This window comes from Erwinia psychrophila (assembly GCF_039023475.1).
Taxonomy (GTDB): domain Bacteria; phylum Pseudomonadota; class Gammaproteobacteria; order Enterobacterales; family Enterobacteriaceae; genus Erwinia.
The window spans coordinates 144,167-167,529 of sequence record NZ_JBCHVB010000008.1 but is presented as its reverse complement, the minus strand read 5'-3'; the positions used below and the strand labels follow the sequence as shown (position 1 = coordinate 167,529).

Here is a 23,363-nt window from a genome sequence, read left to right as displayed (position 1 = left end):
TTCTCCCGTTTGAGGCCGCCGCTATGCAAGGTTCACTGCTGCTTTTCAGCAACTGTTCCCGACATCTTCCGATGCCGCACGCGCGCCGTTTCGCTTGTCACATCCTGCCAAAAAATATCGTCACCGTCCGGTGAGGTTTTCATACGCTTAACTCATGGCCATGCGTAAAAACAGACGCGATCTGATTTTACTGATGTCTATCGGTAGAAGCCTGCATTCACTGGCTGTTCATCCTCCAGACACCTTTCGCCGGGCGAGGGCTGCTGCCGTCTCCCAAAACTGTGCCTGTGGCACCCTCTCATCCTTGCCGCTTAAGGATTTGTGTTATGACACCACTGAAAATTGCAGCCAGCACCACTGTGGCTATTCACCTCCAGACCGGACGCGAAGTCGTTACGCTGGAGAAAACCGATTTTACCGATGTGGCGGCGGTGGTGCTGTCCGTTTCTGATTCGCGCAGCGGCGTGCTGGCGCTACTCCGGCATACCGGTTTTAACCTGCCGGTTTTTATCGCGCTGGACGAGCCGGAACAGGCGCAGGATCTGCCGGCGGTAACCGGTTTACTCACGGGCGAGCCTGGTGATGCCGCGCTGCTTGAAGCCGCCGCCTCTGACTATCAGACGGGGCTGCTGCCGCCGTTTTTTCAGACGCTGACCAAATATGTGGCGATGGATAACAGTACTTTCGCCTGTCCGGGGCACCAGGGCGGGGCGTTCTTCAAAAAGCATCCGGCGGGCCGCCAGTTTTTCGACTTTTTTGGCGAGAATATTTTCCGGGCCGATATGTGTAACGCGGACGTGAAGCTTGGCGATTTGCTGATCCATGAAGGGTCAGCCAAGCACGCGCAGAAGTTTGCCGCCAGGGTCTTTAACGCCGATAAAACCTATTTCGTACTTAATGGCACCTCCAGCGCCAATAAGGTCGTGACCAACGCGCTGCTGACGCGTGGGGATTTGGTGCTGTTCGATCGCAATAATCACAAATCAAACCACCACGGCGCGCTGATCCAGGCGGGCGCCACGCCGGTCTATCTGGAAACGGCCCGCAATCCCTTTGGCTTTATTGGCGGCATCGACGCGCACTGTTTCAGTGAAGGCTGGCTGCGTGAGCAGATTAAAAAGGTGGCGCCTGAACGTGCCGGAGAGGCGCGTCCTTTCCGCCTGGCGGTGATCCAGCTCGGCACCTATGACGGCACCGTCTACAACGCCCGGAAGGTTATCGACACTATCGGCCACCTGTGTGACTACATCCTGTTTGATTCCGCCTGGGTCGGCTATGAGCAGTTTATCCCGGTGATGCAGGCGTGTTCTCCGCTGCTGCTTGAGCTTAATGAACAGGATCCGGGCATCTTCGTCACCCAGTCGGTACATAAGCAGCAGGCGGGTTTTTCACAGACCTCGCAAATCCATAAAAAAGATAACCATATCCGCGGCCAGCAGCGCTTTTGCAGCCACAAGCGGCTCAATAACGCCTTTATGCTGCACGCCTCTACCAGCCCGTTTTACCCGCTGTTTGCCGCGCTGGATGTCAATGCCAGAATGCATCAGGGCGAGGCGGGGCGCCGCCTGTGGCATGAATGCGTCATGCTGGGCATTGATACCCGCAAGGCCATTTTGCAAAAGTGCGAAATGATTAAACCTTTTATTCCTGATGAGGTGGATGGCAAGCCCTGGCAGGAGGCGGCAACCGCCGCGATCGCCGCCGATCCGCGCTATTTCAGCTATGCGCCGGGCGCCGCGTGGCATGGCTTTGCCGGCTATGAGAAAGATCAGTATCTGGTCGATCCCTGCAAGCTGCTGCTGACCACGCCGGGTATTGATGCGGCCACCGGCCAGTACGCCTCGTTTGGCATTCCGGCGACAATCCTGGCAAATTATCTGCGTGAGAATGGCGTGGTGCCGGAGAAGTGCGATCTCAACTCGATCCTTTTTCTGCTGACGCCAGCGGAGAGCGTGGAGAAGATGGCGCACCTGGTGGCAAGGCTGGCGCAGTTTGAACAGCATATTAAAGAAGATGCCCTGCTGCGCGACGTGCTGCCGACCATCTACCGGAAAAACAGGGCGCGCTATGAAGGCTACACGCTGCGCCGTCTGTGTCAGGAAATGCATCAGCTCTATGTCAGCCACGGCGTGAAGGATTTGCAGAAGGCGATGTTCCGTCAGGAGAGCCTGCCGGAGAGCGCAATGAATCCTCAGGATGCCAATATCGCGTTTATTCGTGGCGACGTTGAGCTGGTGCCTGTCGCGCAGGCGGCGGGGCGGATTGCGGCGGAAGGGGCGCTGCCTTACCCACCGGGCGTGCTCTGTGTGGTGCCGGGAGAGCGGTGGGGCGGCGCCGTGCAGCGCTATTTCCTGGCGCTGGAAGAGGGGCTGAATCTGTTACCCGGCTTCTCGCCTGAGCTACAGGGCGTCTACGCTGAGGCGGACGACTCGGGCGTTAAGCGGCTGTATGGCTATATGATTCAATCCTGATCGTTCAGGAGCCGGCACTGCCGGCTCCTGTCCGCTTAGCTTGCAGGCCGTACGCCCGCCTCCTCGCGCGCCTGACGGACAATGGCTTTGGCGATCCACTTGCCGATGTCCTGTAACTGTTCGTTGTCACAGCCCCAGATATCTTTCATCACCAGAAAGATCTCCGAGCCGTATACCAGGGAAAGCGACTGAATAACCCGCTGCACCATCTCAGGTGGAAGCTCTTTGTTCAGCGGTTCCACCACATGTTGCAGTAGCGCTTTACGGTTCCCACGCACCAGCTTCTCTTTTCCGGGCCTGTCGGTGGCCTGCGATTGCGCCCACTGCGTCAGCGAGAGATGCAGCGCGGCCCGCAGCGTCCCTTCATGCTCCAGCATCCGCGGAAAGGCAAAAGAGAGCAGCTCATCAATGCGGTCGCCCACCTCTTCGCGGGAAGGCCGCCAGCTTTTAATCGGGCTGAGCGTTTCCGTCACGATGGCGGAAACCAGCGCGCTCTGGGTCGGGAAGTAACGGTATGCCGTCGCGCGGGAAAGCTGCGCTTCCTGCGCCACCTCGGTAATGGATGGAAAGGCGCCGCTGTCGAACATTTTCATTGCGGTTTCAATCAGTAAACGACGCGTTCTCGCACGTGTGGCGGTCAGTGTTGTCACCCCAGCGGAATCCCTTTGCTCCACAATAACCTCATTTTAACGGTTAATTTTACTTAAAATTTAAGCAATTAAAGGACGGCAGTGAGTAAATTTTCCTCTTCTCCCGCATAACCTGACGAACAGGTTTCATCCGTAAGCATAGCCAACATCCCTCTGAGACGCACATTCCATTCAATTGATTTACCATTGATTTAGATGATACTGTTATCTCAAAGCGATGAGCGCAAGCGATACTTCGACGTTATTAACTTTTTACTTGTGCTTAATCAAGTCTTTATTGCGTCTTATAACAGGGTGTTGTGATGACTATGAGTGCAGCTACAGGGTTTGTCTATGCCGTCGCGACGGCAGATACTAAAGCAAGAGAACTGTTTTTCGTCAGTGAAACGGTGGCGAAGGCGGGCGTTAATGTCGTGACGGTGGATCTCTCCACGCAGCGCGGCAGTTCCCCCTCACGGGCCGATTTCCCGCCGGAGCTGATCGCCGATTTTCATCCCGAAGGTCGTGGCGCGGTCTTCTGCGAAGACAGGGGCCGATCGATTGACGCGATGGCGCTGGCCTTTAAACAATTTCTGAGCCAGCGGCGCGATCTGCTGGGGGTGATTGGCCTGGGCGGATCGGGCGGCACGGCGCTGATTACCCCCGCCATGCAGTCGCTGCCGGTGGGCGTACCGAAAGTGATGGTATCGACGATGGCCTCCGGCGATATTTCCGGTTATATCGGCGCCAGCGATATCAGCATGGTCTATTCCGTTACCGACGTCGCCGGTCTGAACCGCATCTCCCGTCGTGTACTGGGCAATGCGGCCAACCAGATTGCCGGGGCGGTGCTGTTCCAGCAGGAAGAAGATATCCCGGGAAAACCCGCGCTGGGGCTGACCATGTTTGGCGTCACCACGCCCTGTATTCAGCAGGTCAGCGCTGCGCTGGAAGAAGATTATGACTGTCTGGTGTTTCACGCCACGGGCAGCGGCGGCAACGCGATGGAGAAGCTCGTGGCGAGCCGTATGCTATCCGGCCTGCTGGATCTCACCACGACCGAAGTGTGCGATTTACTGTTTGGCGGCGTCCTCGCCTGCGACGACACGCGCTTTGCGGCGCTGGCAGAAACCCGTATTCCCTGCGTTATCTCCTGCGGCGCGCTGGATATGGTCAATTTTGGCCACGTTTCTACCGTGCCGGAAAAGTATGCCGATCGGCTTTTCTATCATCACAACGCGCAGGTTACGCTGATGCGTACCACGCCGGACGAGAACGTCGCGATGGCGCAGTGGATAGCCGCCAGGCTCAACCGCTGCGAAGGCGATATCACCTTCCTGATCCCGGAAAAAGGTTTTTCGGCGCTGGACAGCGAAGGTCAGCCGTTCTGGTCGCCAGAGGCGGATCGCGCCTTTATCACCACCCTTGAAGCGCATCTGCTGCAAACGGAGCGCCGGAAGATTGTCCGGCTGCCCTGTAACATTAACGATCCACAATTCGCGGAAGCTGCGGTGAAGCACTTCCGGGCGCTTGCGGAGAAGGAGTTCTGAGTATGGCTTTTACCCGTCAGGAGATACTGAATAAATTTCAGGCAATGATTGCCCGTCGTGAGCCGATTATCGGCGGCGGCGCGGGCACCGGGCTGTCCGCCAAATGTGAAGAAGCGGGCGGTATCGATCTGATCGTCATCTACAATTCGGGCCGCTACCGGATGGCGGGCCGCGGCTCGCTGGCCGGACTGCTTGCCTATGGCAATGCAAACGAGATCGTGGTCGATATGGCCAGAGAAGTGCTGCCCGTGGTGAAGAAGACGCCGGTGCTGGCAGGTGTAAACGGTACCGATCCCTTCTGCCAGTTCGATCGTTTTCTGGATGAGCTGAAGGCGCTGGGCTTTTCCGGCGTGCAGAACTTCCCGACTGTCGGCCTGATTGACGGCAATTTCCGGGCAAATCTTGAAGAAACCGGCATGGGTTACGATCTGGAAGTGGAGATGATCCGGCTGGCGCATCAGAAAGATATGCTGACCACGCCTTATGTCTTCAGCGAGGAGGATGCGGTCGCCATGACGGCCGCAGGCGCGGATATCATCGTTCCCCATATGGGGCTGACCACCGGCGGCAATATTGGCGCGGAAACGGCCTTTAAGCTGTCGGACTGCGTGGCGTTAATTAATGCATGGGCAGCGGCGGCCAAAGCCGTACGCGAGGATGTGATCGTGCTCTGTCACGGCGGGCCTATCTCCAGCCCACAGGATGCGGAATACATTCTGAACCACTGTCCACAGTGCGACGGTTTTTATGGCGCAAGCTCTATGGAGCGCCTGCCTTCAGAGATCGCCCTGACCGAGACGACAAAACAGTTTAAAACGATTCGTCGTTAGGTTCTGCCAGTGCCATGGCAATTTAGCTTAGCGGCGAACGTCGGTTCGCCGCTTTTTGCTTTACGGCTAGTAGCGGTGATAGCTCTTCTGCGCGGTGTTAACTTTATAGAGGTAGCGACGTGATTCTGCGGAAGGGTGGTTCTTCGTCAGCGTCTGGTAAACCTCGGAAGGCGACAGGTTGTTGATGACGTTAAACGCCTTGTTCCTGTCACTTGAGAAGACTTTCAGTACGCTGCCTGCGCCACCGTTATAGGCGGTGATCACCGCATAGCGACGCGAGGTCGGGTCGCTAATGCCGGCGAGATAGCTCGACTGGAGCAGCGACAGATAGGCCGTCCCCGCATCGATATTATTCTCCGGATCGAGCAGGTAACTGCGGCTTGGCTTGCCCCATTTCCCCTTCATGCGGAACACGTCCACGCCCGCACTGTGCTGAACCACCTGCATCAGACCCAGCGCATCGGCATGGCTGACCGCATAAGGGTTAAAGCTCGATTCGATCTGCATGATCGCCAGGATCAGCGACTGATCGACGCCATATCGGGACGCCGCCTGGCGCACCATCGGCAGATATTTATGCGCGCGCTTATCCAGATGGTTAGGCACCATCGGGATGGTAACGGACCAGATCACGTGCAGGCCTGAGGAACGGCGCTTGAGTTTGTTCTGGATCAGGTAGTCGGCGAAGCTTGCCGCACGACCCTGCCAGCGGATCGGCTGGCCGGTATTATCCAGCACCTGTCCGTAAAGCAGCGGCTCTTTGCCGAGCTTGATGTCGTTCGCATCGGAATAGAGATCGACGTTGCCCGGATCTTCACCGATCAGCAACGTGGTAATGATCGCCTGACGGAGGCTGGCCGTGGGGTTGGTCCCGGCAATGGTTTCGATGGTAATCGAACCCGCGTCAAAGTTGATGTGGCTGCGGGTGAAGTATTGATCGCTGTACTTCACATAGTCTTTGGGGCCGGCAATCAGCACTTCGTTCATGCCCCAGATATTTTCGATATTGTGGGCAAACTGGCCCATCAAAATGTCAAAGCCGTTGGTGTCTTTTACCCACTCTTCATGAAAGAGGGGCTTTTTGTTGCTGGAACAGGAGATTAACAGCGGCGCGATGACCAGCAGGCCGATCAGTTTTTTATTCATTGTGTCGTGCTTCGCCCAAATTGAGAGGGCCTCATTCCGGAGGCCCAACGATTATTCTTCTGGCGGGGTATAACCTTCGATATGGACTTCATGCCCTTCAAACAGGAATTTCACCATCTCCTGCTCAAGCAGCTTCCGGTCTTCCGGATTCATCATGCTGAGCTTTTTCTCGTTGATCAGCATAGTTTGCTTGCTCATCCACTGTGCCCAGGCTTCTTTGGAGATCTCGTTATAGATACGCTTGCCCAGCTCGCCAGGGTAGAGCTGAAAGTCCTGCCCTTCAGCGTCGCGTTGCAGGAACGTGCAAAAAATGGTTCTGCTCATTACTCTTCCTCTTCTGTGGCGCCAATGCTCAGGGCGCGCTGTTGCGGGTGACGCAGCTGCTGTAGCAGACGTTCCACCGGGGCGGCCAGCCCGACGGACTGTGGTTGCGCTAAGTTATACCAGAGACCGGCGCCTTCATCCATTGCCGCACCGGCGGAAAGCAGCGGCAGCCACATCGGCACGATATCCAGATGAAAATGGCTGAAGGTGTGACGAAAGGCGATGCCCTGCTGAAGCGCGCCGGCGTCGAGCCGCTTATCGCGCAGCCACTGCTCAAGTTCGGGCAGGGTGGCAAACTGCGGAAAGCAGAACAGGCCGCCCCAGAGGCCGACGGGCGGGCGCTGCTCCAGCCAGACGCTATTCTCCCGCTGCATCATCAGCAGCCAGCCGGTGCGCTCCGGCAGCGTCTGTTTCGGTTTCTTGCCGGGATAGCTGGCCCAGCTTCCGCTGGCATAGGCGATGCAGCGGGACGATAGCGGGCAGATCTCACATTTGGGTTTGGATCGCGTGCAGACCATGGCGCCTAAATCCATCATCGCCTGATTAAACTGGCTGACGCCCTCTGCGGGCGTGACGGTTTCGCTTATCTGCCACAGGCGGTTCTCCACCTCTTTTTTACCGGGCCAGCCGGCAACGGCATAGCAGCGGGCCAGCACGCGCTTAACGTTGCCGTCAAGAATGGGAAAATGTTTGCCGAGCGCCAGCGAAAGCACGGCGCCCGCGGTGGAACGTCCTATGCCTGGCAGCGCGGCAACCTCCTCAAAGGTTTGCGGAAAAACGCCGCCATGCTTATCTGCAACCGTTTTGGCCGCTTTATGCAGGTTGCGCGCCCGGGCGTAATAGCCCAGTCCCGTCCAGAGATGCAGCACCTCATCCAGCGGCGCATCAGCCAGATCGGTGACCGTCGGAAAGCGGGACATAAAGCGCTCAAAGTAGGGGATTACCGTGGCAACCTGAGTCTGTTGCAGCATCACTTCGGAAAGCCAGACTTTATAGGGCGTTTTTTCCTGCTGCCAGGGCAAGGTTTTACGACCATAGCGCTGATACCAGTCCAGAACCTGGCTTGAGAACGGCGGCGCTTGCATCATGGTAAAGAGAATTCCCGCAGAATAAAAAATCAGGCTGGGATTCCAGCACAGACCAACTATGCTGTAAACCGGAAGTTTCCAGGGCTTGCTTAACAGCTGTAACATTGCATAATGCCCGTTTTCCAGATATTGCAGACCAGCAGGCAGAAACATGAATAATGATGTGATCTCTCCGGAGTTTGATGAAAACGGCCGCGCGATGCGCCGTATTCGCAGCTTCGTACGTCGTCAGGGCCGCCTGACCAAAGGACAGCAGCATGCACTGGAGACGCTCTGGCCGGTAAATGGCGTGGAATACCAGCCTGAGCCTGTCGAGCTGGCTGGCCTGTTTGGGCGCGAAGCGCCGGTTGTGCTGGAAATCGGTTTCGGTATGGGATCGTCGCTGGTGGCAATGGCGGAAGCGAATCCGCAGCAGAACTTCCTCGGTATTGAAGTGCATTCGCCGGGGGTCGGCGCCTGCCTGCAAAGCGCGCAGGAAGCTGGCGTGGAGAATCTGCGCGTGATGTGCCACGATGCTGTAGAGGTACTGGAAAAGATGATTCCGGATAACTCACTGCGTATGGTTCAGCTTTTCTTCCCCGATCCGTGGCATAAAGCCCGCCACAACAAGCGCCGCATCGTGCAGGTGCCTTTTGCCGAACTGGTAATGCGTAAGCTGAAGCTGGGTGGCGTATTCCATATGGCAACCGACTGGGAAGCCTATGCTGAACACATGCTGGAAGTGATGAACAGCATTGCGGGTTATCAAAACCAGTCAGCAACGCAGGACTACGTGCCGCGCCCCGAGTCGCGTCCGTTAACAAAATTTGAGCAGCGTGGCCAGCGTCTGGGCCACGGTGTTTGGGATCTGATGTTTGAGAGGATTAAATAATGGCTACCCAACGCAGTCGTCGTTTGCGTAAAAAAATGCACATCGATGAGTTTCAGGAACTGGGCTTCTCCATCGCCTTCTCGTTTCCGGAAGGCACCAGCGAAGAGACAATCGATTCCACCGTCGATGCGCTGATCAATGAAGCGATCGATCCTAACGGCCTGGCCTTTGACGGCAGCGGCTATTTGCAGTGGGAAGGTCTGATCTGCCTGCAACAAACCGGCAAGTGCACCGAAGAGCATCGCGAACTGGTACGCAAATGGCTGGAAGATCGCAAGCTGAGCAATATTCAGGTCACCGAACTTTTTGACGTCTGGTGGGACTAAACCTTTTATCGCCTGCCGCGTTATCACGGCAGGCCCGGTAGAAAGTCAGTCGGGGCCACGCTTGCGTGGCCCCATCGATCTCAGGAGAGAGCCAAATGCGTAAAGCGATGATGGTGGGTGCGTTACTTCTGGCTGCGGGTCAGGCGCAGGCAGACTACCAGTGCAGCGTGAACCCTCAGGATGACATTGTTATTTCCCCTCAGAGCGTGCAGGTCGTGGGTGCCAGCGGCAATCTGACCATCATGCCAACGGGCGAGGTGCAGCGTAACGGAGAGGCGGCGACGGTGGACACCGCAACCCGTCAGAAGGCGATTGATTATCAGGCCTCCCTGCGCCGGGATCTGCCCTGGGTCGATCAGGGCGCCCGCCAGCGTCTTGAGAAAGCGCGCGTCGCGCTTGACGGCGTTATCGTGGAAAAGCTGGGTCAGAACAGCAACGTGCGCAGCCGGCTGACTACGCTGGACAGCCAGCTTAAGCAGCAGATGAACCGGATTATTGAACACCGCAGCGACGGGCTCACCTTTCACCATCAGGCTATCGATCAGGTGCGTCAGGATGGCGAAAAGCTGGTACAGAGCGCGCTGGGCGGCGTATTGCAGGACAGCCTGAACGAGATGGGCAGGCAGGGCGGGAACAGCGACAATCCGCTCCAGGCGATCATGGGCAATCTGGGCGGGCTACAGCAGTCTATCCAGGCCGAATGGCGCAGCCAGGAAAAAGATTTTCAGAATTTTGGCCATGAGGTCTGCAACCGTGTGACCACGCTGGAAGGGCAGCGCAAAGCGCTGATCGCCGGGCTGAAATAAAAAAGCAGGCTGCCGGATGGCAGCCTGCTGACTATTACGCTTCGTCGTGATGGGGTTTTTTATGCTCTGAACGCTGCGCTTTTTCTTTCAGATGATGTTTTGATGTGTGATGTTTCGCCGCCTGGCGATGGTCACCGTCCCTGTGTTCCTGCGGGTGCTTGTTGTCAATTCTGTGGTGCTCCGGGTTCCCTCTCTTACCAAACTGATGATGTTCTGAGTTCTTCGTCTCATGCTCACCGCGATGCGCTATTCCTTCATGCTCGCCGTGATGCTTACCCTGCTCGCCGCGATGCTCTATCTCCGTTCTGCTTTTGTGATGGTCATTGTCGGCCCAGACGCTAAGGCTTGCGGCAGAGAGCAGTACGGCGAAAAGTACTTTCAGTCCAGATTGTTTCATTTTTATTTCCCTATTTATTGTGAGTAACGATATCCATCGCCAGGCTATCTTCGATTTCCCACAATTTACTGCCAATAAGAGAACTCTTATTAACCCCTGAACAAAGCAGTATCCTTGATAAATATCAATTTTAGTACGCTAAAAGCCTTACTCTTCCGCCAGAAACAGCTCCAGCAGTGAGTTGAGAAACAGCTTTCCTTTCTCCGTTATCTGCCAGTTTTCCGCCGTTTCGGTCAGATAGCCTTTAGCCAGCGCCTCATCAATCTGGGGACGGATTACGCTTTCATCCAGTCCGGTATAGCGACCAAACTCTACTCTTGGCGCCGCTTCCAGCAGGCGGAAACGGTTCATAAAGAATTCGAAAGGTTTCTCGCTGTCGCTGACCTCATGCTGGCGATCGAGATAGTTGCCCGCCATAAACCCGCGCGGATGTTTAGTTTTGCTGGTACGGATAATTCTGCCGTCAGCCTGGGTCAGCTTACCGTGCGCACCGCAGCCGATCCCCAGGTAGTCGCCGAAGCGCCAGTAGTTCAGGTTGTGCTCGCAGCGATAGCCTGGTTTGGCATAGGCAGAGGTTTCATACTGTTCATAACCCGCCGCCGTCAGTATCTGGTGGCCCTGCTCAAAAATATCCCACAGCGCGTCGTCGTCGGGTAGAACCGGCGGCCTTGAAGCGAACAGCGTATTCGGCTCAATGGTCAGCTGATACCAGGAGAGATGGGGCGGATTGAGTTCAATCGCCTGACGCAAATCATCCAGCGCCTCCGCCAGAGACTGGTCGGGCAGGCCATGCATCAAATCGAGATTAAAGCTGCGCAGGCCGAGACCTTCGGCAAGCCTGGCCGCGCGCTTCGCCTCTTCCGGGCCGTGGATGCGCCCGAGCCGCTCCAGCTTCTGCTGGCTGAAGCTCTGCACGCCAATCGAGATGCGGTTAATCCCGGCCCGCTGATAGTCGCTGAAGCGAGCAGCTTCGACGGTGCCGGGGTTGGCCTCCATGGTAATCTCAGCTTTCGGTGCCAGCGGCAGCCGCGCCCGCACGCCATCCAGCAGCATCTGCATCGCCGCGCCGGAGAGCAGGCTTGGCGTGCCGCCGCCGATAAAGATCGTGCTGACCTCCCGACCTGATGCCAGCGGCAGATCGGCATCCAGATCCGCCAGCAGATGGCGCACATACTCTTCATGCGGCACCTCGCCCTTCAGCGCGTGAGAGTTGAAGTCGCAGTAAGGGCACTTTTGTACGCACCAGGGAACGTGAATATAGAGGCTGAGCGGAGGAAGATTACCCATTGCGCATCGCATCCAGCAGCAGCGTCAGCGCTTTTCCACGGTGAGAAACCGCACGCTTTTCATCCTTGCTCAGCTCGGCGGCCGTTTTGCCCAGCGCCGGAACATAAAAGATCGGATCGTAGCCGAAACCACCTTCACCTGCGGCGCTGCGTGTAATTTCACCTTCCCAGCTGCCGTGAAATACCAGCGGCGTCGGATCTTCCGCATGGCGAAGGTAAACCAGCACGCAGTGGAACTGCGCCTGGCGCTGACCTTCCGGCACCGCTTCCAGCGCGCCCAGCAGCTTGTTCAGGTTTTGCAGATCGGAGGCTTCCTCTCCGGCGTAGCGGGCGGAATAAATGCCCGGCGCGCCGCCGAGCGCATCCACCGCCAGACCCGAGTCATCCGCAATCGCGGGCAGCCCGGTTATCGCGGCGGCGTGACGCGCTTTCAGGATCGCATTTTCAATAAACGTCAGGCCGGTCTCCTCGGCTGACGTCACGCCCAGTTCGGTTTGCGCCACAATATCCAGGCCAAACGCGGCCAGCAAATCGGCCAGTTCACGAACTTTCCCGGCGTTGCCGGTGGCGAGCACAACTTTTTGCATATCACATCCACAATTCATTCAGGGTTACAGCAGGTACCAGAGGCCGGGGAAGAGATCCATACCGAGGAAATTCAGCATATAAAGGATCAGGATCACCACCATGGCGGAGAAATCGATGCCGCCCATCGCAGGCAGGATGCGGCGGATGGGTGACATCAGCGGCTCGGTCAGCTGGATCAGTACCTGATCGACCGCTCCCCGCCCCTGGCTTATCCAGCTCATCAGCGAGCGGATGATAATCACCCAGAACACCAGATGACCGGCCGACTTGACCAGCGAAAGCAGGCCCACCAGCAGGTTCATCGGATCGACCGAGAAGGCCCCGACCTGAATCAGCAGCAGGATCGGATACTTCAGCGTGGTCAGCACAAACGCCAGCAGCAGCGAGGCGGTATCCACCGGCCCAATGGAAGGCAGGATCCGGCGTAGCGGCTTCACCACCGGCTGGGTGACCTTCACGATGAACTGTGCCAGCGGGTTATAGAAATCACAACGTGACCACTGCATCCAGATACGTAACAGCAGCACCATTACGTACAGGTCGATCAGGGTCTTGACCAGAAAAGTCAACGTCAGCATGGTTTTCCTTAATTAGTGTTGTGGGCGGCGCCATAGTCGCGAGCGCCAAAAATTGCGGTGCCAATGCGCACCAGCGTACTGCCTGCCGCAATAGCGGCGTCCATATCGTCGCTCATTCCCAGCGAAAGCGTATCGACGGTTGGGTAATCTTTTTTCAGCGCGTGGAACGCTTCCGCCATCTTCTGGCATACGGCCAGCTGGCGGTCATAATCCGCCTCCGGCGCCGGGATCGCCATCAGCCCGCGCAGCGTTAACCGCGGCAGAACGGCGATACCCTGCGCCAGCCCGTTCAGCGCCTCCAGCATGATGCCAGATTTACTCTGTTCATCGCTGATGTTTATTTGGATCAGCACATTTAGCGGAGGTAACGCCTCGGGCCGCTGCTCGTTAAGCCTTGCCGCGATTTTCAGCCGATCGACGGTATGGCACCAGGCGAAGTTTTCCGCAACAAGCCTGCTTTTATTGGATTGCAGCGGGCCAATAAAGTGCCAGATAAGGGCCGGATTCGCCAGCGCCTGCACTTTTTCAACGCCCTCCTGCACGTAGTTTTCACCAAAGCAGCATTGCCCGGCGGCGAACGCTTCTTCGACCGCGCCCGCAGGTTTTGTTTTGCTCACTGCAAGCAGCGTAATTTCCTGCGGATCGCGGCCGCAGCGTGTCGCCGCAGCGGAGATTCGCTCACGTACATGCTGTAAGTTGTGCTGAATCGAGGTCATAGTCAGGGAGAATATATGCGTATTGAGGAGTTAGTGGCCCTTAGTGTAAAGCATAATGCCGGGGATCTGCACCTTTGCAGTGGTCATTCTCCGTTCTGGCGTCGGCATGGCCGGCTGGAAAAGATCCCCGACTGGCCACCGGTTGAGGCCTGTGAGCTGGAGGGGCTGGCCGCCGCCTGGCTCGACGGCACGCAGCAGGCGCAGCTGGAGAGCGTGGGGCAGGTAGACTTTGCCGTCACGACTGGCGCCGGGACGCGCCTGCGCGCCCACTTTTTTCAGCAGCGGGAGGGGCTGTCGCTGACGCTCAGGCTGATTGCCAGCGCCGCGCCGCCGCTGGCCGATCTGAGACTGCCGCCGGTGGCTGATGATCTGCTCCGGCTGGCGGACGGCCTGGTGCTGGTCACCGGCGCGACCGGCAGCGGAAAGTCCACCACCCTGGCCGCGCTGATTAACGCGCTGAACCAGCAGCAGGATCGGCACATCATCACGCTGGAAGATCCGATCGAGTTTCTCCATCACAGCCAGCTTTCGCTGATCCAGCAGCGCGAAATCGGACAGCATTGCCTCTCGTTCAGCGAGGGGCTGCGTGGCGCGCTGCGTGAAGATCCTGATGTGATCCTGCTGGGAGAGCTGCGTGACGGCGAGACCATCCAGCTGGCGCTGACGGCGGCGGAAACCGGGCATCTGGTGCTGGCCACCCTGCATACGCGCGGCGCAGCGCAGGCGGTGGAGCGGCTGGTCGATGTTTTTCCGGGCGCGGAGAAAAACCTGATCCGCAGCCAGCTGGCAGGCAGCCTGCGGGCGGTGATTGCCCAGAAGCTGGAGCCGGGTAGTAATGAGGGCAGGGTGGCGCTGTTTGAGGTGCTGGTCAACACGCCTGCGGTAGCCAATATGATCCGCGAGGGGAAAACCCACCAGCTGCCTGGGCTGCTGCAAACCGGTATGCAGGCGGGGATGCAGACTTTCGAACAGAGCCTGCTGGAGCGGCGCAGGCAGGGGCTGGTGCCCTGATGCGCTATTTATCCTTTAGCGGGGGCTCAAGATGCACTACCGGGTTCTCGGAATAGAGATAGCGGTCAACGTTAAATTCAAAATCATCGCTGGTGGCGCGGAACAGCATCAGTTTGGTATTTTCCAGGTGCTGCCACATCGCCAGCTTGGCGGCGTAGGGATCGCGGCGGATCAGCGCTTTCAGGATCAGATCGTGCTCTTCACACCAGCTCTCGATCGACCGCTCGTCAATATGCTCATGCAGCTTAATCCAGTAAGGATTATGCAGGCGCTGACTCCACATTTTTTCAACGATAACCGCCAGCGCGCTGTTCTGCGTCGCCTGCGCCACCTGTACGTGGAATTTCAGATCCCACTCCGAGTCGCGGAAACGATCCTCCTGGCGGGCATGCTCCTGAATTTCCATCAGGCGCATAATATCCTGCTTATTCACCTGGGTTGCGGCAAACTCCGCAATATTACTTTCAATCAGCTGGCGTGCCTGTAGCAGCTCGAACGGACCGGCGGTGCCAAACTCGCTGCCATCGTCGGCAATCACCAGATGACGCTGCTGATTAGACATCACATGAATGCCCGAACCTTTGCGCACCTCCACATAACCCTCGACTTCGAGCATGATGATGGCTTCGCGCACTACGGTACGGCTGACGTTCATTTCTTCAGCGATGAGCCGCTCTGCGGGCAGTCGTTTGCCCACCTCATAGAGCTGACTCGCAATTCGTTGTTTCAGCTCGGCGGCGACTTTTTGATAGAGCCGTTTCGACTCGAAGACATCTTCATTAATGTCACTCACACCCAGGCCTCTTTTGTTGCGAATGCCGGGCATCGCGCCCGGCATGGAGAACTTATTATACCAATTTAACGTAAAATGCACGAATGAGCCAGCGGCTCATTCGTGCACCTGATGCCTTAATGCATGCCAAACAGGCCCGGCAGGGAGAGGCTCAGAGAGGGTATATAGGTCACGGCCAGCAGGCCCAGCAGCAGCACGAAGAAGAAGGGCAGCATCGGTCTGATAAGCGACTGCAGTTTTACCCCAGCGACGGAGCAGCCGACAAACAGGGCGCTGCCAACCGGCGGCGTACAGAGGCCGATGCAGAGGTTGAACACCATCATGATGCCGAAATGCACCGGATTCATACCAAGCTCGGTGACAATCGGCAGGAAGATGGGGGTAAAGATAAGCACCGCCGGGGTCATGTCCATAAAGACACCGACGATCAGCAGGATGACATTAATGATAAGCAGGATAACGAGAGGGTTATCGGAGACATTCATCAAGGCATCGCTGATAGCGTAAGGAATGTCGGCGTTGGTCATTGCCCAGGACATGCCTACCGAGATGCCTATCAGCAGCAGCACGATGGCGGTCGTCACCACCGAATCGAGCATGATGGCTGGCAGGTCCTTGATTTTGACCTCGCGGTAGATGACCACGGAAAGCAGGAAGGTGTAAACCACGGCAATGGCGGAGGCCTCGGTGGCGGTGAAGATGCCGCCGAGTATGCCGCCCATCACCACCACCACCAGCAGCAGGCTGGGGATAGCATCCAGGAAAGCGCGCACCACCATGGCGAACGAGGGGCGTTCGGCGATGGGATAACCGCGGCGCCTGGCGATGATGGTACCGACCGCCATAATGCTGACTCCCATCAGGATACCGGGCACGTAGCCCGCCATAAACAGGGTCGCCACCGAAATGCCGCCTGCCGTCAGGGCATAGATGATCAGCACGTTGGAAGGTGGGATTAGCAAACCTGAAATGCAGGAGGTGACGTTGATAGCGGCAGAGTAGGCCGGATCATAGCCCGCCTTCTTCTGCATGGGGGCCATGGTGCCGCCCACCGCAGCCGCAGCCGCCACCGCAGAACCGGAGATGGAACCAAACAGCATGTTTGCCATAACGTTGACGTGGCCGAGGGAGCCCGGCATACGTCCTACCAGCACCTGGGAGAAGTTGATCAGTCGTTGTGCGATGCCGCCGCAGTTCATCAGGGTTCCCGCCAGGATGAAAAAGGGGATCGCCAGCAGCGAGAAGCTGTCGAGGCCGGTCGCCATCTTCTGACCGACCACCGCTAATATGGTTTCCAGAGGCAGCAACATCAGGCCGGAGGCCAGCGTCGCCAGACCAATGGAAAAAGAGATAGGCACGCCGGCGAAGACCAGTACGAAGAAAGAGCCGAACATGACCAGAGCAATGGTCCAATCCATCAGATGTTCTCCTCTGAGGGGGCAATATCCGGAAGGGGAGCCAGGCTGTCGAGCAGGGTCTCCGCTATGTAGATCACGCAGTAGTAGCAGATGATGAGGCCGCTGAACGGCAGCACCAGATAGATATAGGCCATCGGCATTTGCATCGCAGGCGATACCTGACCCGTGCTGTAGACCTTGGTCACCAGGGTCATTCCCCCCCATACCATGGCGCTACCGGCAAACAGCAGCACGCAGAAATCCACAAAAAGCTGGTTGATGAGCTTCCGGGTGCCCTGCAGGTTGGAGGTAAACAGATCGATACTCAGGTGGCGGCGTTTGCCGGTCGCGTAGGCGGCGCCGAGCAGACCGACCCAGATCATGCTGAAGCGGGCTATCTCATCGGTCATGGTGCTGGGCTGTGACAGCACATAGCGGCTGAACACCTGCCACACCACGCAGATCACCAGCAGAAACATCACGGTAACGGTGAACATGGCGAGTAGCCTGTCGATGGGTTGCTTGAACTTTTCAAGACGCATTGCTCTTCTCCCGGGAGGGCGACCTGGGCCGCCCTCCGCTCATGATTACTGGGCCGCTTCGTTCTCGATTTTGCCGAGCCACTCGCCCCGCACCGGATCCTTGCGGAAATCGTCATACAGAGGGGCCAGCGCAGCGCGGAAAGCCTCCTTGTCGACCTTAATGAAAGTGGCACCCGCCTCGGTTGCCTGCTTCCGGGATGCCGCCACTTCCTTGTCCCACAGTTCCTGTTCATAGGTTTCGGAGTGCCTGGCCGCCGTCTCCAGTATCTGTTTCTGCTCGTCGGTGAGCTTGTCCCACACCTTGGTCGAGATCACCAGGAAGTCCGGTACTGAGGTGTGCTCATCCTCGGCGTAGAATTTGGCCACTTCCACATGACGGGTCTGCACATAAGAGGGTTCATTATTCTCGGCACCGTCGATCACCCCCTGCTGGAGTGCGGTATAGACTTCACCGAACGGAATCGGAGCCGGTGCGGCACCGAGCAGTTCGATCATCTTGATAGTGGTCGGCGTGGAGACGATACGGATCTTCATGCCCTTCATGTCGGCCGGTGTGCGAATAGGTTTATTGGCATAGAAGCTGCGGGTGCCCGCGACATAGGCGGCGATAGAGACGAAGCCCTTGTCACGCGTCCCGGCCATCATGGTGCGGCCAATCGGACCATAGATCACTTTGTTGAAGTGGGCCTGATCCTTGAACAGATAAGGCAGGCTGAAGATGGAGAAGGCTGGGGAAAAGGGTTCCATTTCGCTGGCGCTCGCCTTAGTCATATCCAGGGCGCCGTTTTGCAGCAGTTCCAGCGTCTCGCGCGGACCGCCCATCTGACCACCCGGATATATACGCAGCTTCATCTTGCCGTCAGAGGCGGTAGCGATCTCTTTAGCCATCCCGGCCAGCGCCTGATGAACCACGTGCTTGGTGTCAAGATTATGAGCCAGCTTCAGGGTAATTCTGTCCATGGCATGGGAAGAGAAGGCGGCCAGGGCTAAAGGGGCAGCCATCAGGATGGCGGCGGTGAGCGTTTTCATCTTCATTGGAGCGAAACCTCAAGTATGTGTGTTGTTTTCTGCCAGACCTCTTCCCTGAGGATGCGGTCTTAATGTCCTACATCTTCGAGGTGCCAACTCTAATTGGTAGAACATCTATGGATGTTGAGAGCCATCACAAAAAACGAATACCCCTAAGAAGTGGATGCCATAAACGCAACGCGGGTCACATTTTATGCGGTTAATAACGGCTGAAAGGAGCGAAATGATGCTGATTCATGCCCGGCAGGCTGCCACGAAGCCTGTCTGGCTGCTAAACAGCGGCGCAGAAGATTCCTTAACGCAATCGGAGAGATTTTGTGACCTGGGCAGGGTTTTTAGCGCAAGATGACTGGACGAGATGTCTGGCAAAGCGAATAATTGGTCCAATAACTCTGCTTTTCACCGAGAACACTTGTACGGAGTAGCCGAATGACCGCCTTCATGACAGATGACTTTCTGCTGGACACTGAAATGGCTCGTCGCCTTTACCACGAGTTTGCCAAAGACGAGCCCATTTTCGATTATCACTGCCATCTGCCCCCAGAGCAGATTGCACAGAACTATCAGTTCAGGAATATGTACGATATCTGGCTGAAAGGCGATCACTATAAGTGGCGCGCCATGCGCACTAATGGCGTGGCGGAACGTTTATGTACCGGTGACGCCAGCGACCGTGAGAAGTTTGATGCCTGGGCGGCCACGGTTCCTCATACGATTGGTAACCCGCTTTACCACTGGACGCACCTTGAGCTGCGTCGTCCGTTCGGCATTACAGGCAAACTGCTCTCTCCGGATACCGCTGACGAGATTTGGCAGCGCGGTAACGCGCTTCTGGCGCAGGACAGTTTCAGCGCGCGCGGCATCATGAAGCAGATGAATGTGAAAATGGTGGGCACCACTGACGATCCGATCGATTCGCTTGAACACCACAAGGCGATAGCCGAAGACGGCAGCTTCGATATTAAAGTCCTGCCAAGCTGGCGTCCTGACAAAGCCTTCAATATTGAAGCTGAAACCTTTACGGATTATCTCCATAAGCTGGCCTCCGCGGCGGATGTTTCTGTGACCCGCTTCAGCGATCTCTGTGAAGCGCTGAAAAAACGGATGGATCACTTTGCGGCACATGGCTGCAAGGTCTCCGATCACGCGCTGGACGTGGTGGTTTACGGCGAAGCGGACGAGTCAACTCTGGATGCTATTCTTTCGCGTCGCCTGAGCGGCGTCATGCCGGACAAAGAAGAGATCGCCCAGTTCAAAACCGGCGTCCTGCTTTATCTGGCCTCGGAATATCACCGGCGTGAATGGGTGCAGCAGTACCATATTGGCGCACTGCGTAATAACAATACCCGGATGTTCAGGCTGCTTGGTGCCGACGTGGGCTTTGACTCCATTAACGATCAGCCGGTGGCTGAACCTTTAGCGAAGCTGCTGGGCGCGCAGGGCATGGAAGGCGGCCTGCCGAAAACGATTCTCTACTGCCTGAACCCCAGCGATAACGAAATTATCGGCACCATGGTCGGTAACTTCCAGGGCGAAGGAATGCCGGGCAAGATGCAGTTTGGCTCTGGCTGGTGGTTCAACGATCAGAAAGAGGGCATGCAGCGCCAGATGACGCAGCTTGCCAACCTCGGCTTACTGAGCCGCTTTGTCGGCATGCTGACCGACAGCCGCAGCTTTCTCTCCTACACGCGTCACGAATATTTTCGCCGCGTCCTGTGCCAGATGGTCGGACGCTGGGTGGAAGATGGCGAAGCGCCTGCGGATATCCAGTTACTGGGCAGTATGGTGAAAAATATCTGCTTCGATAACGCCAGACAGTATTTCGAGATTGAACTGAACTGAGATCTTTAAGGCGCGCCTGGCTGCGCGCCATCACGACTCCCGATAACCAAACGGCGGCGGAGCGGCAATATTGTCCTCAAAGACCGACGTGCGATCAAATTAAGGTAAATGTGACATGCAGAGATTAAATCGCCGTGACTTTCCTGGCCGTCGTCATCCCGACAAAATTATTCAGTTCGGGGAAGGCAACTTTCTGCGGGCATTTGTGGACTGGCAAATCGATCTGCTAAATGAGCACACCGATCTGGATGCCGGCATCGTGGTTGTGCGGCCTATTGATACCGATTTCCCGCCCTCGCTCAGCGAGCAGGATGGTCTGTATACCACCATTATCAGCGGGCTGAACGAGCAGGGCGACGCGGTGCGGGAGATCCGCGTTATCCGATCGGTAAACCGCGAAATTAACATCTATCAGCAATTTGATGAGTATCTGGCGCTGGCGCAGGATCCCAATATCCGTTTTGTTTTCTCCAACACGACGGAGGCGGGCATCAGTTATCAGGAGAGCGACCGTTTTGATGATGCGCCGCCTGCCAGCTTTCCGGCAAAATTAACCCGTCTGCTGTTTGAACGCTTTACCCATTTTGACGGCGCTGCTGACAAAGGCTGGATACTGCTGCCGTGCGAATTGATCGACTATAACGGCGAAGCGTTGCAGGAACTGGTGCTGCGTTATGCACGGCAGTGGGCGTTACCGGAGGCGTTCACCCACTGGCTGAACACCAGCAACACGTTTTGTTCCACGCTGGTGGACCGCATCGTCACAGGATACCCACGCAGCGAGGCGGAAAGCCTCGAAGAAGAGCTGGGCTACCGTGACAGCTTCCTCGACAGCGCTGAGCATTTCTATCTCTTTGTTATTCAGGGACCGAAGAGCCTGGCGCAGGAACTGAGGCTGGATAAGCTGCCGCTCAATATTATGCTGGTGGATGACATCAAGCCCTACAAAGCGCGCAAGGTCGCCATCCTGAATGGTGCGCATACGGCGCTGGTGCCGGTGGCATTTCTTGCCGGGTTAGAGACCGTGGGCGAAGCGATGAACGATGCGCAAATCCGTCGCTTTGTGGAGCTGGCGATTGCGGAAGAGATCTCGCCCGTGCTGGATCTGCCGCAGGCGGAACTGACATCGTTTGCTCAGGCGGTAATGAGCCGGTTCAGCAATCCCTTTATCCAGCATCAGCTCCTGTCGATAGCGCTGAACGGCATGACCAAGTACCGCACCCGCATCCTCCCTCAGTTGCTGGCCAGCCAGCAAAAGAATGGCGTATTGCCACCTCGTCTGACCTTCGCATTAGCGGCGCTGCTGGCGTTTTATCGCGGTGAGCGCGACGGACAAACCTATCCTTTGCAGGATGATGCGCTCTGGTTAAACCGTTTTTCCCAGCTGTGGAACGGGGTACGCAGCGGTGACACTGCTCTGGCAGAACTGGTGGAAACCGTGCTGGCGGATAAAGAACATTGGGGTGCGGATCTCAATGCGGTGCCGCAGCTGGCTCAGGCAGTCACTGAACATTTACAGGCGATTGACGATCGCGGTATGCGCGCAGCGCTGACGTCGTATTGCTAAGAGAGTAACTATGCAAAGTATTATCCAGATTCATTCCGCCGATAACGTCGGCGTAGCACTGCGCGACCTTGAAGCGGGCGAGCAGGTGACCGTTGGGAATCATGTTGTGACACTGGCGCAGGCGGTTGATCGTGGTCACAAATTTGCCCTGAGCGCGATTACCGCTGGCGAAAACATTGTGAAATATGGTCTGCCAATTGGTCACGCGCAGCGGGATATCGCCCCCGGCGAGCATATTCATTCGCAAAATGGCAAAACCAATTTAAGCGATCTGGATACCTATCAGTATCAGCCGGAATTTATGACGTTGCCGGCGCAGATGGCGGATCGTGAGGTGCAGATCTTCCGGCGTAAAAACGGCGATGTCGGCATACGCAACGAGCTGTGGCTGATCCCCACGGTAGGCTGCGTTAACGGTATCGCCCGCCAGATCCAGACGCGTTTTCTGAAAGAGACCAACGACGCGGAAGGGATTGACGGCGTGCATCTTTTCACCCATCCGTTTGGCTGCTCCCAGCTGGGCGACGATCATATTAATACCCGCACCATGCTGCAAAATATGGTGCGTCACCCTAACGCGGGCGCGGTACTGGTGATAGGCCTTGGGTGCGAAAACAATCAGGTTGATGTGTTCCGCGATACGCTGGGCGAGGTGGATGACGAGCGCGTGCGGTTTATGACGATGCAAAAACACGACGATGAGGTGGAGGCGGGACTGGAGCGCCTGCGCGAACTTTACGCCGCAATGCGCGAGGACAAACGCGAACGCGGCTGGCTCAGCGAACTGAAATTCGGTCTGGAATGTGGGGGGTCTGATGGTTTGTCCGGTATAACGGCGAACCCGCTGCTGGGCCGCTTCTCCGACTATGTGATAGCCAACGGCGGTACGTCGGTGCTGACCGAAGTGCCGGAAATGTTCGGTGCCGAACGCATTCTGATGAGCCGCTGCCGCGATGAGCAGACGTTCGAAAAGACCGTTCATATGGTCAACGACTTCAAGCAGTATTTTATCGAACATAACCAGCCGATTTACGAGAATCCCTCGCCGGGTAACAAAGCGGGCGGCATCACCACGCTGGAGGAGAAATCCCTCGGCTGTACGCAAAAGGCCGGACAAAGCCCGGTTATGGATGTGCTGAAATATGGCGAACGGCTTACCACGCCCGGCCTCAATCTGCTGAGCGCGCCGGGCAACGATGCGGTGGCGACCAGCGCGCTGGCGGGGGCAGGCTGTCATATGGTGCTGTTCAGTACCGGACGCGGCACGCCTTACGGCGGTTTTGTGCCAACGGTGAAGCTGGCCACCAACAGCGAACTGGCCGCGAAAAAACCGCACTGGATCGATTTTGATGCCGGACAACTGATCCACGATGTCAGTATGGATCGGCTGCTGGAGGAGTTTGTGGACGCGATTGTGGCGATTGCCGACGGTCGTAAAACCTGTAATGAACTGAATGACTTCCGGGAGCTTGCTATCTTCAAAAGCGGCGTCACACTGTGATCTTCCCGCGTTAATGCAGGGCAAGCGGCGCGCCACTGACGGCGCGTCGCGTTGCGGCGACAAAGAGGAGATCGC

The 23,363-nt window shown here is 56.9% G+C and carries 23 protein-coding genes; 10 read left to right on the top strand and 13 right to left on the bottom strand.

Going from position 1 to position 23,363, the window contains the following annotated elements:
* The first annotated feature begins 326 nt into the window (after positions 1 to 326).
* On the top strand, positions 327 to 2,471 hold the full coding sequence (locus tag AAH446_RS17665) for an ornithine decarboxylase (protein WP_342907984.1): 2,145 nt from the start codon (positions 327 to 329) through the stop codon (positions 2,469 to 2,471).
* Positions 2,472 to 2,506: 35 nt separating this feature from the next.
* Here AAH446_RS17665 and AAH446_RS17660 read toward each other — a convergent pair whose 3' ends face one another.
* Positions 2,507 to 3,145, bottom strand: coding sequence for a TetR/AcrR family transcriptional regulator (locus AAH446_RS17660; protein ID WP_342907983.1), 639 nt, complete (start codon positions 3,143 to 3,145; stop codon positions 2,507 to 2,509).
* Between the two features lie 284 nt (positions 3,146 to 3,429).
* On the opposite strand from AAH446_RS17660, the gene AAH446_RS17655 reads away from it, so the two are divergent.
* Positions 3,430 to 4,650 (top strand): Tm-1-like ATP-binding domain-containing protein, encoded by a 1,221-nt coding sequence (locus AAH446_RS17655; protein WP_342908011.1) that lies wholly within the window; start codon positions 3,430 to 3,432, stop codon positions 4,648 to 4,650.
* A gap of 2 nt (positions 4,651 to 4,652) precedes the next feature.
* A complete protein-coding gene (locus tag AAH446_RS17650; protein ID WP_342907982.1) occupies positions 4,653 to 5,480 on the top strand; it encodes a phosphoenolpyruvate hydrolase family protein in 828 nt (275 codons plus the stop codon).
* A 66-nt stretch (positions 5,481 to 5,546) separates the two neighbouring features.
* Here the strand turns inward: AAH446_RS17650 and mltC are convergent, their stop codons facing one another.
* Genes mltC through mutY form a run of 3 tightly spaced genes read right to left on the bottom strand, consistent with a single transcriptional unit; the run spans position 5,547 to position 8,038 of the window.
* Positions 5,547 to 6,626 carry a membrane-bound lytic murein transglycosylase MltC gene (gene mltC / locus AAH446_RS17645; RefSeq protein WP_342907981.1) on the bottom strand — a complete coding sequence of 360 codons (1,080 nt, stop codon included), beginning with the start codon at positions 6,624 to 6,626 and terminating at the stop codon, positions 5,547 to 5,549.
* A gap of 51 nt (positions 6,627 to 6,677) precedes the next feature.
* On the bottom strand, positions 6,678 to 6,950 hold the full coding sequence (locus AAH446_RS17640; RefSeq protein ID WP_342907980.1) for an oxidative damage protection protein: 273 nt from the start codon (positions 6,948 to 6,950) through the stop codon (positions 6,678 to 6,680).
* Entirely contained in the window at positions 6,950 to 8,038 is a 1,089-nt protein-coding gene (mutY, locus tag AAH446_RS17635; protein ID WP_342907979.1) for an A/G-specific adenine glycosylase, read from the bottom strand. The genes AAH446_RS17640 and mutY overlap by 1 nt, the downstream gene beginning before the upstream one ends.
* Before the next feature lie 151 nt (positions 8,039 to 8,189).
* Here mutY and trmB point away from each other — a divergent pair, with 151 nt between their 5' ends.
* The 3 genes from trmB (at position 8,190) to AAH446_RS17620 (ending at position 10,041) form a co-directional block, all read left to right on the top strand.
* Positions 8,190 to 8,909, top strand: a complete 720-nt coding sequence (gene trmB, locus AAH446_RS17630) for a tRNA (guanosine(46)-N7)-methyltransferase TrmB (RefSeq protein ID WP_342907978.1) — start codon at positions 8,190 to 8,192, stop codon at positions 8,907 to 8,909.
* Positions 8,909 to 9,235 carry a YggL family protein gene (locus AAH446_RS17625; RefSeq protein ID WP_342907977.1) on the top strand — a complete coding sequence of 109 codons (327 nt, stop codon included), beginning with the start codon at positions 8,909 to 8,911 and terminating at the stop codon, positions 9,233 to 9,235. The genes trmB and AAH446_RS17625 overlap by 1 nt, the downstream gene beginning before the upstream one ends.
* A 95-nt stretch (positions 9,236 to 9,330) precedes the next feature.
* The gene (locus AAH446_RS17620; protein ID WP_342907976.1) at positions 9,331 to 10,041 is read left to right on the top strand and encodes a YggN family protein; all 711 of its coding nucleotides are present in this window, start codon (positions 9,331 to 9,333) and stop codon (positions 10,039 to 10,041) included.
* A gap of 34 nt (positions 10,042 to 10,075) precedes the next feature.
* Here AAH446_RS17620 and AAH446_RS17615 read toward each other — a convergent pair whose 3' ends face one another.
* The 5 genes from AAH446_RS17615 to AAH446_RS17595 form a co-directional block, all read right to left on the bottom strand.
* Positions 10,076 to 10,438, bottom strand: a complete 363-nt coding sequence (locus AAH446_RS17615; RefSeq protein WP_342907975.1) for a hypothetical protein — start codon at positions 10,436 to 10,438, stop codon at positions 10,076 to 10,078.
* A 147-nt stretch (positions 10,439 to 10,585) separates the two neighbouring features.
* Positions 10,586 to 11,725, bottom strand: coding sequence for a radical SAM family heme chaperone HemW (gene hemW, locus AAH446_RS17610; protein WP_342907974.1), 1,140 nt, complete (start codon positions 11,723 to 11,725; stop codon positions 10,586 to 10,588).
* Entirely contained in the window at positions 11,718 to 12,311 is a 594-nt protein-coding gene (locus AAH446_RS17605; RefSeq protein ID WP_342907973.1) for an XTP/dITP diphosphatase, read from the bottom strand. Before AAH446_RS17605 ends, hemW begins: the two co-directional genes overlap by 8 nt.
* 24 nt (positions 12,312 to 12,335) lie before the next feature.
* Positions 12,336 to 12,890, bottom strand: a complete 555-nt coding sequence (locus AAH446_RS17600; protein ID WP_342907972.1) for a YggT family protein — start codon at positions 12,888 to 12,890, stop codon at positions 12,336 to 12,338.
* Between the two features lie 8 nt (positions 12,891 to 12,898).
* A complete protein-coding gene (locus AAH446_RS17595) occupies positions 12,899 to 13,606 on the bottom strand; it encodes a YggS family pyridoxal phosphate-dependent enzyme (RefSeq protein WP_342907971.1) in 708 nt (235 codons plus the stop codon).
* 15 nt (positions 13,607 to 13,621) lie between these two features.
* Here AAH446_RS17595 and AAH446_RS17590 point away from each other — a divergent pair, with 15 nt between their 5' ends.
* The gene (locus tag AAH446_RS17590; protein WP_342907970.1) at positions 13,622 to 14,617 is read left to right on the top strand and encodes a type IV pilus twitching motility protein PilT; all 996 of its coding nucleotides are present in this window, start codon (positions 13,622 to 13,624) and stop codon (positions 14,615 to 14,617) included.
* 4 nt (positions 14,618 to 14,621) lie between these two features.
* Here AAH446_RS17590 and exuR read toward each other — a convergent pair whose 3' ends face one another.
* The 4 genes from exuR to AAH446_RS17570 form a co-directional block, all read right to left on the bottom strand.
* Positions 14,622 to 15,410, bottom strand: coding sequence for a transcriptional regulator ExuR (gene exuR, locus AAH446_RS17585; RefSeq protein ID WP_342907969.1), 789 nt, complete (start codon positions 15,408 to 15,410; stop codon positions 14,622 to 14,624).
* A 116-nt stretch (positions 15,411 to 15,526) separates the two neighbouring features.
* The gene (locus AAH446_RS17580; protein ID WP_342907968.1) at positions 15,527 to 16,828 is read right to left on the bottom strand and encodes a TRAP transporter large permease; all 1,302 of its coding nucleotides are present in this window, start codon (positions 16,826 to 16,828) and stop codon (positions 15,527 to 15,529) included.
* Positions 16,828 to 17,349 (bottom strand): TRAP transporter small permease, encoded by a 522-nt coding sequence (locus AAH446_RS17575; protein ID WP_342907967.1) that lies wholly within the window; start codon positions 17,347 to 17,349, stop codon positions 16,828 to 16,830. The genes AAH446_RS17580 and AAH446_RS17575 overlap by 1 nt, the downstream gene beginning before the upstream one ends.
* Before the next feature lie 45 nt (positions 17,350 to 17,394).
* The gene (locus AAH446_RS17570) at positions 17,395 to 18,384 is read right to left on the bottom strand and encodes a TRAP transporter substrate-binding protein (RefSeq protein WP_342907966.1); all 990 of its coding nucleotides are present in this window, start codon (positions 18,382 to 18,384) and stop codon (positions 17,395 to 17,397) included.
* A 423-nt stretch (positions 18,385 to 18,807) separates the two neighbouring features.
* Here AAH446_RS17570 and uxaC point away from each other — a divergent pair, with 423 nt between their 5' ends.
* From uxaC to AAH446_RS17555, 3 genes are all read left to right on the top strand, one after another.
* On the top strand, positions 18,808 to 20,220 hold the full coding sequence (gene uxaC, locus AAH446_RS17565; protein ID WP_342907965.1) for a glucuronate isomerase: 1,413 nt from the start codon (positions 18,808 to 18,810) through the stop codon (positions 20,218 to 20,220).
* Positions 20,221 to 20,335: 115 nt separating this feature from the next.
* On the top strand, positions 20,336 to 21,787 hold the full coding sequence (locus AAH446_RS17560) for a tagaturonate reductase (protein WP_342907964.1): 1,452 nt from the start codon (positions 20,336 to 20,338) through the stop codon (positions 21,785 to 21,787).
* A 10-nt stretch (positions 21,788 to 21,797) separates the two neighbouring features.
* Positions 21,798 to 23,288 carry a UxaA family hydrolase gene (locus tag AAH446_RS17555; RefSeq protein ID WP_342907963.1) on the top strand — a complete coding sequence of 497 codons (1,491 nt, stop codon included), beginning with the start codon at positions 21,798 to 21,800 and terminating at the stop codon, positions 23,286 to 23,288.
* Positions 23,289 to 23,363: the final 75 nt, after the last annotated feature.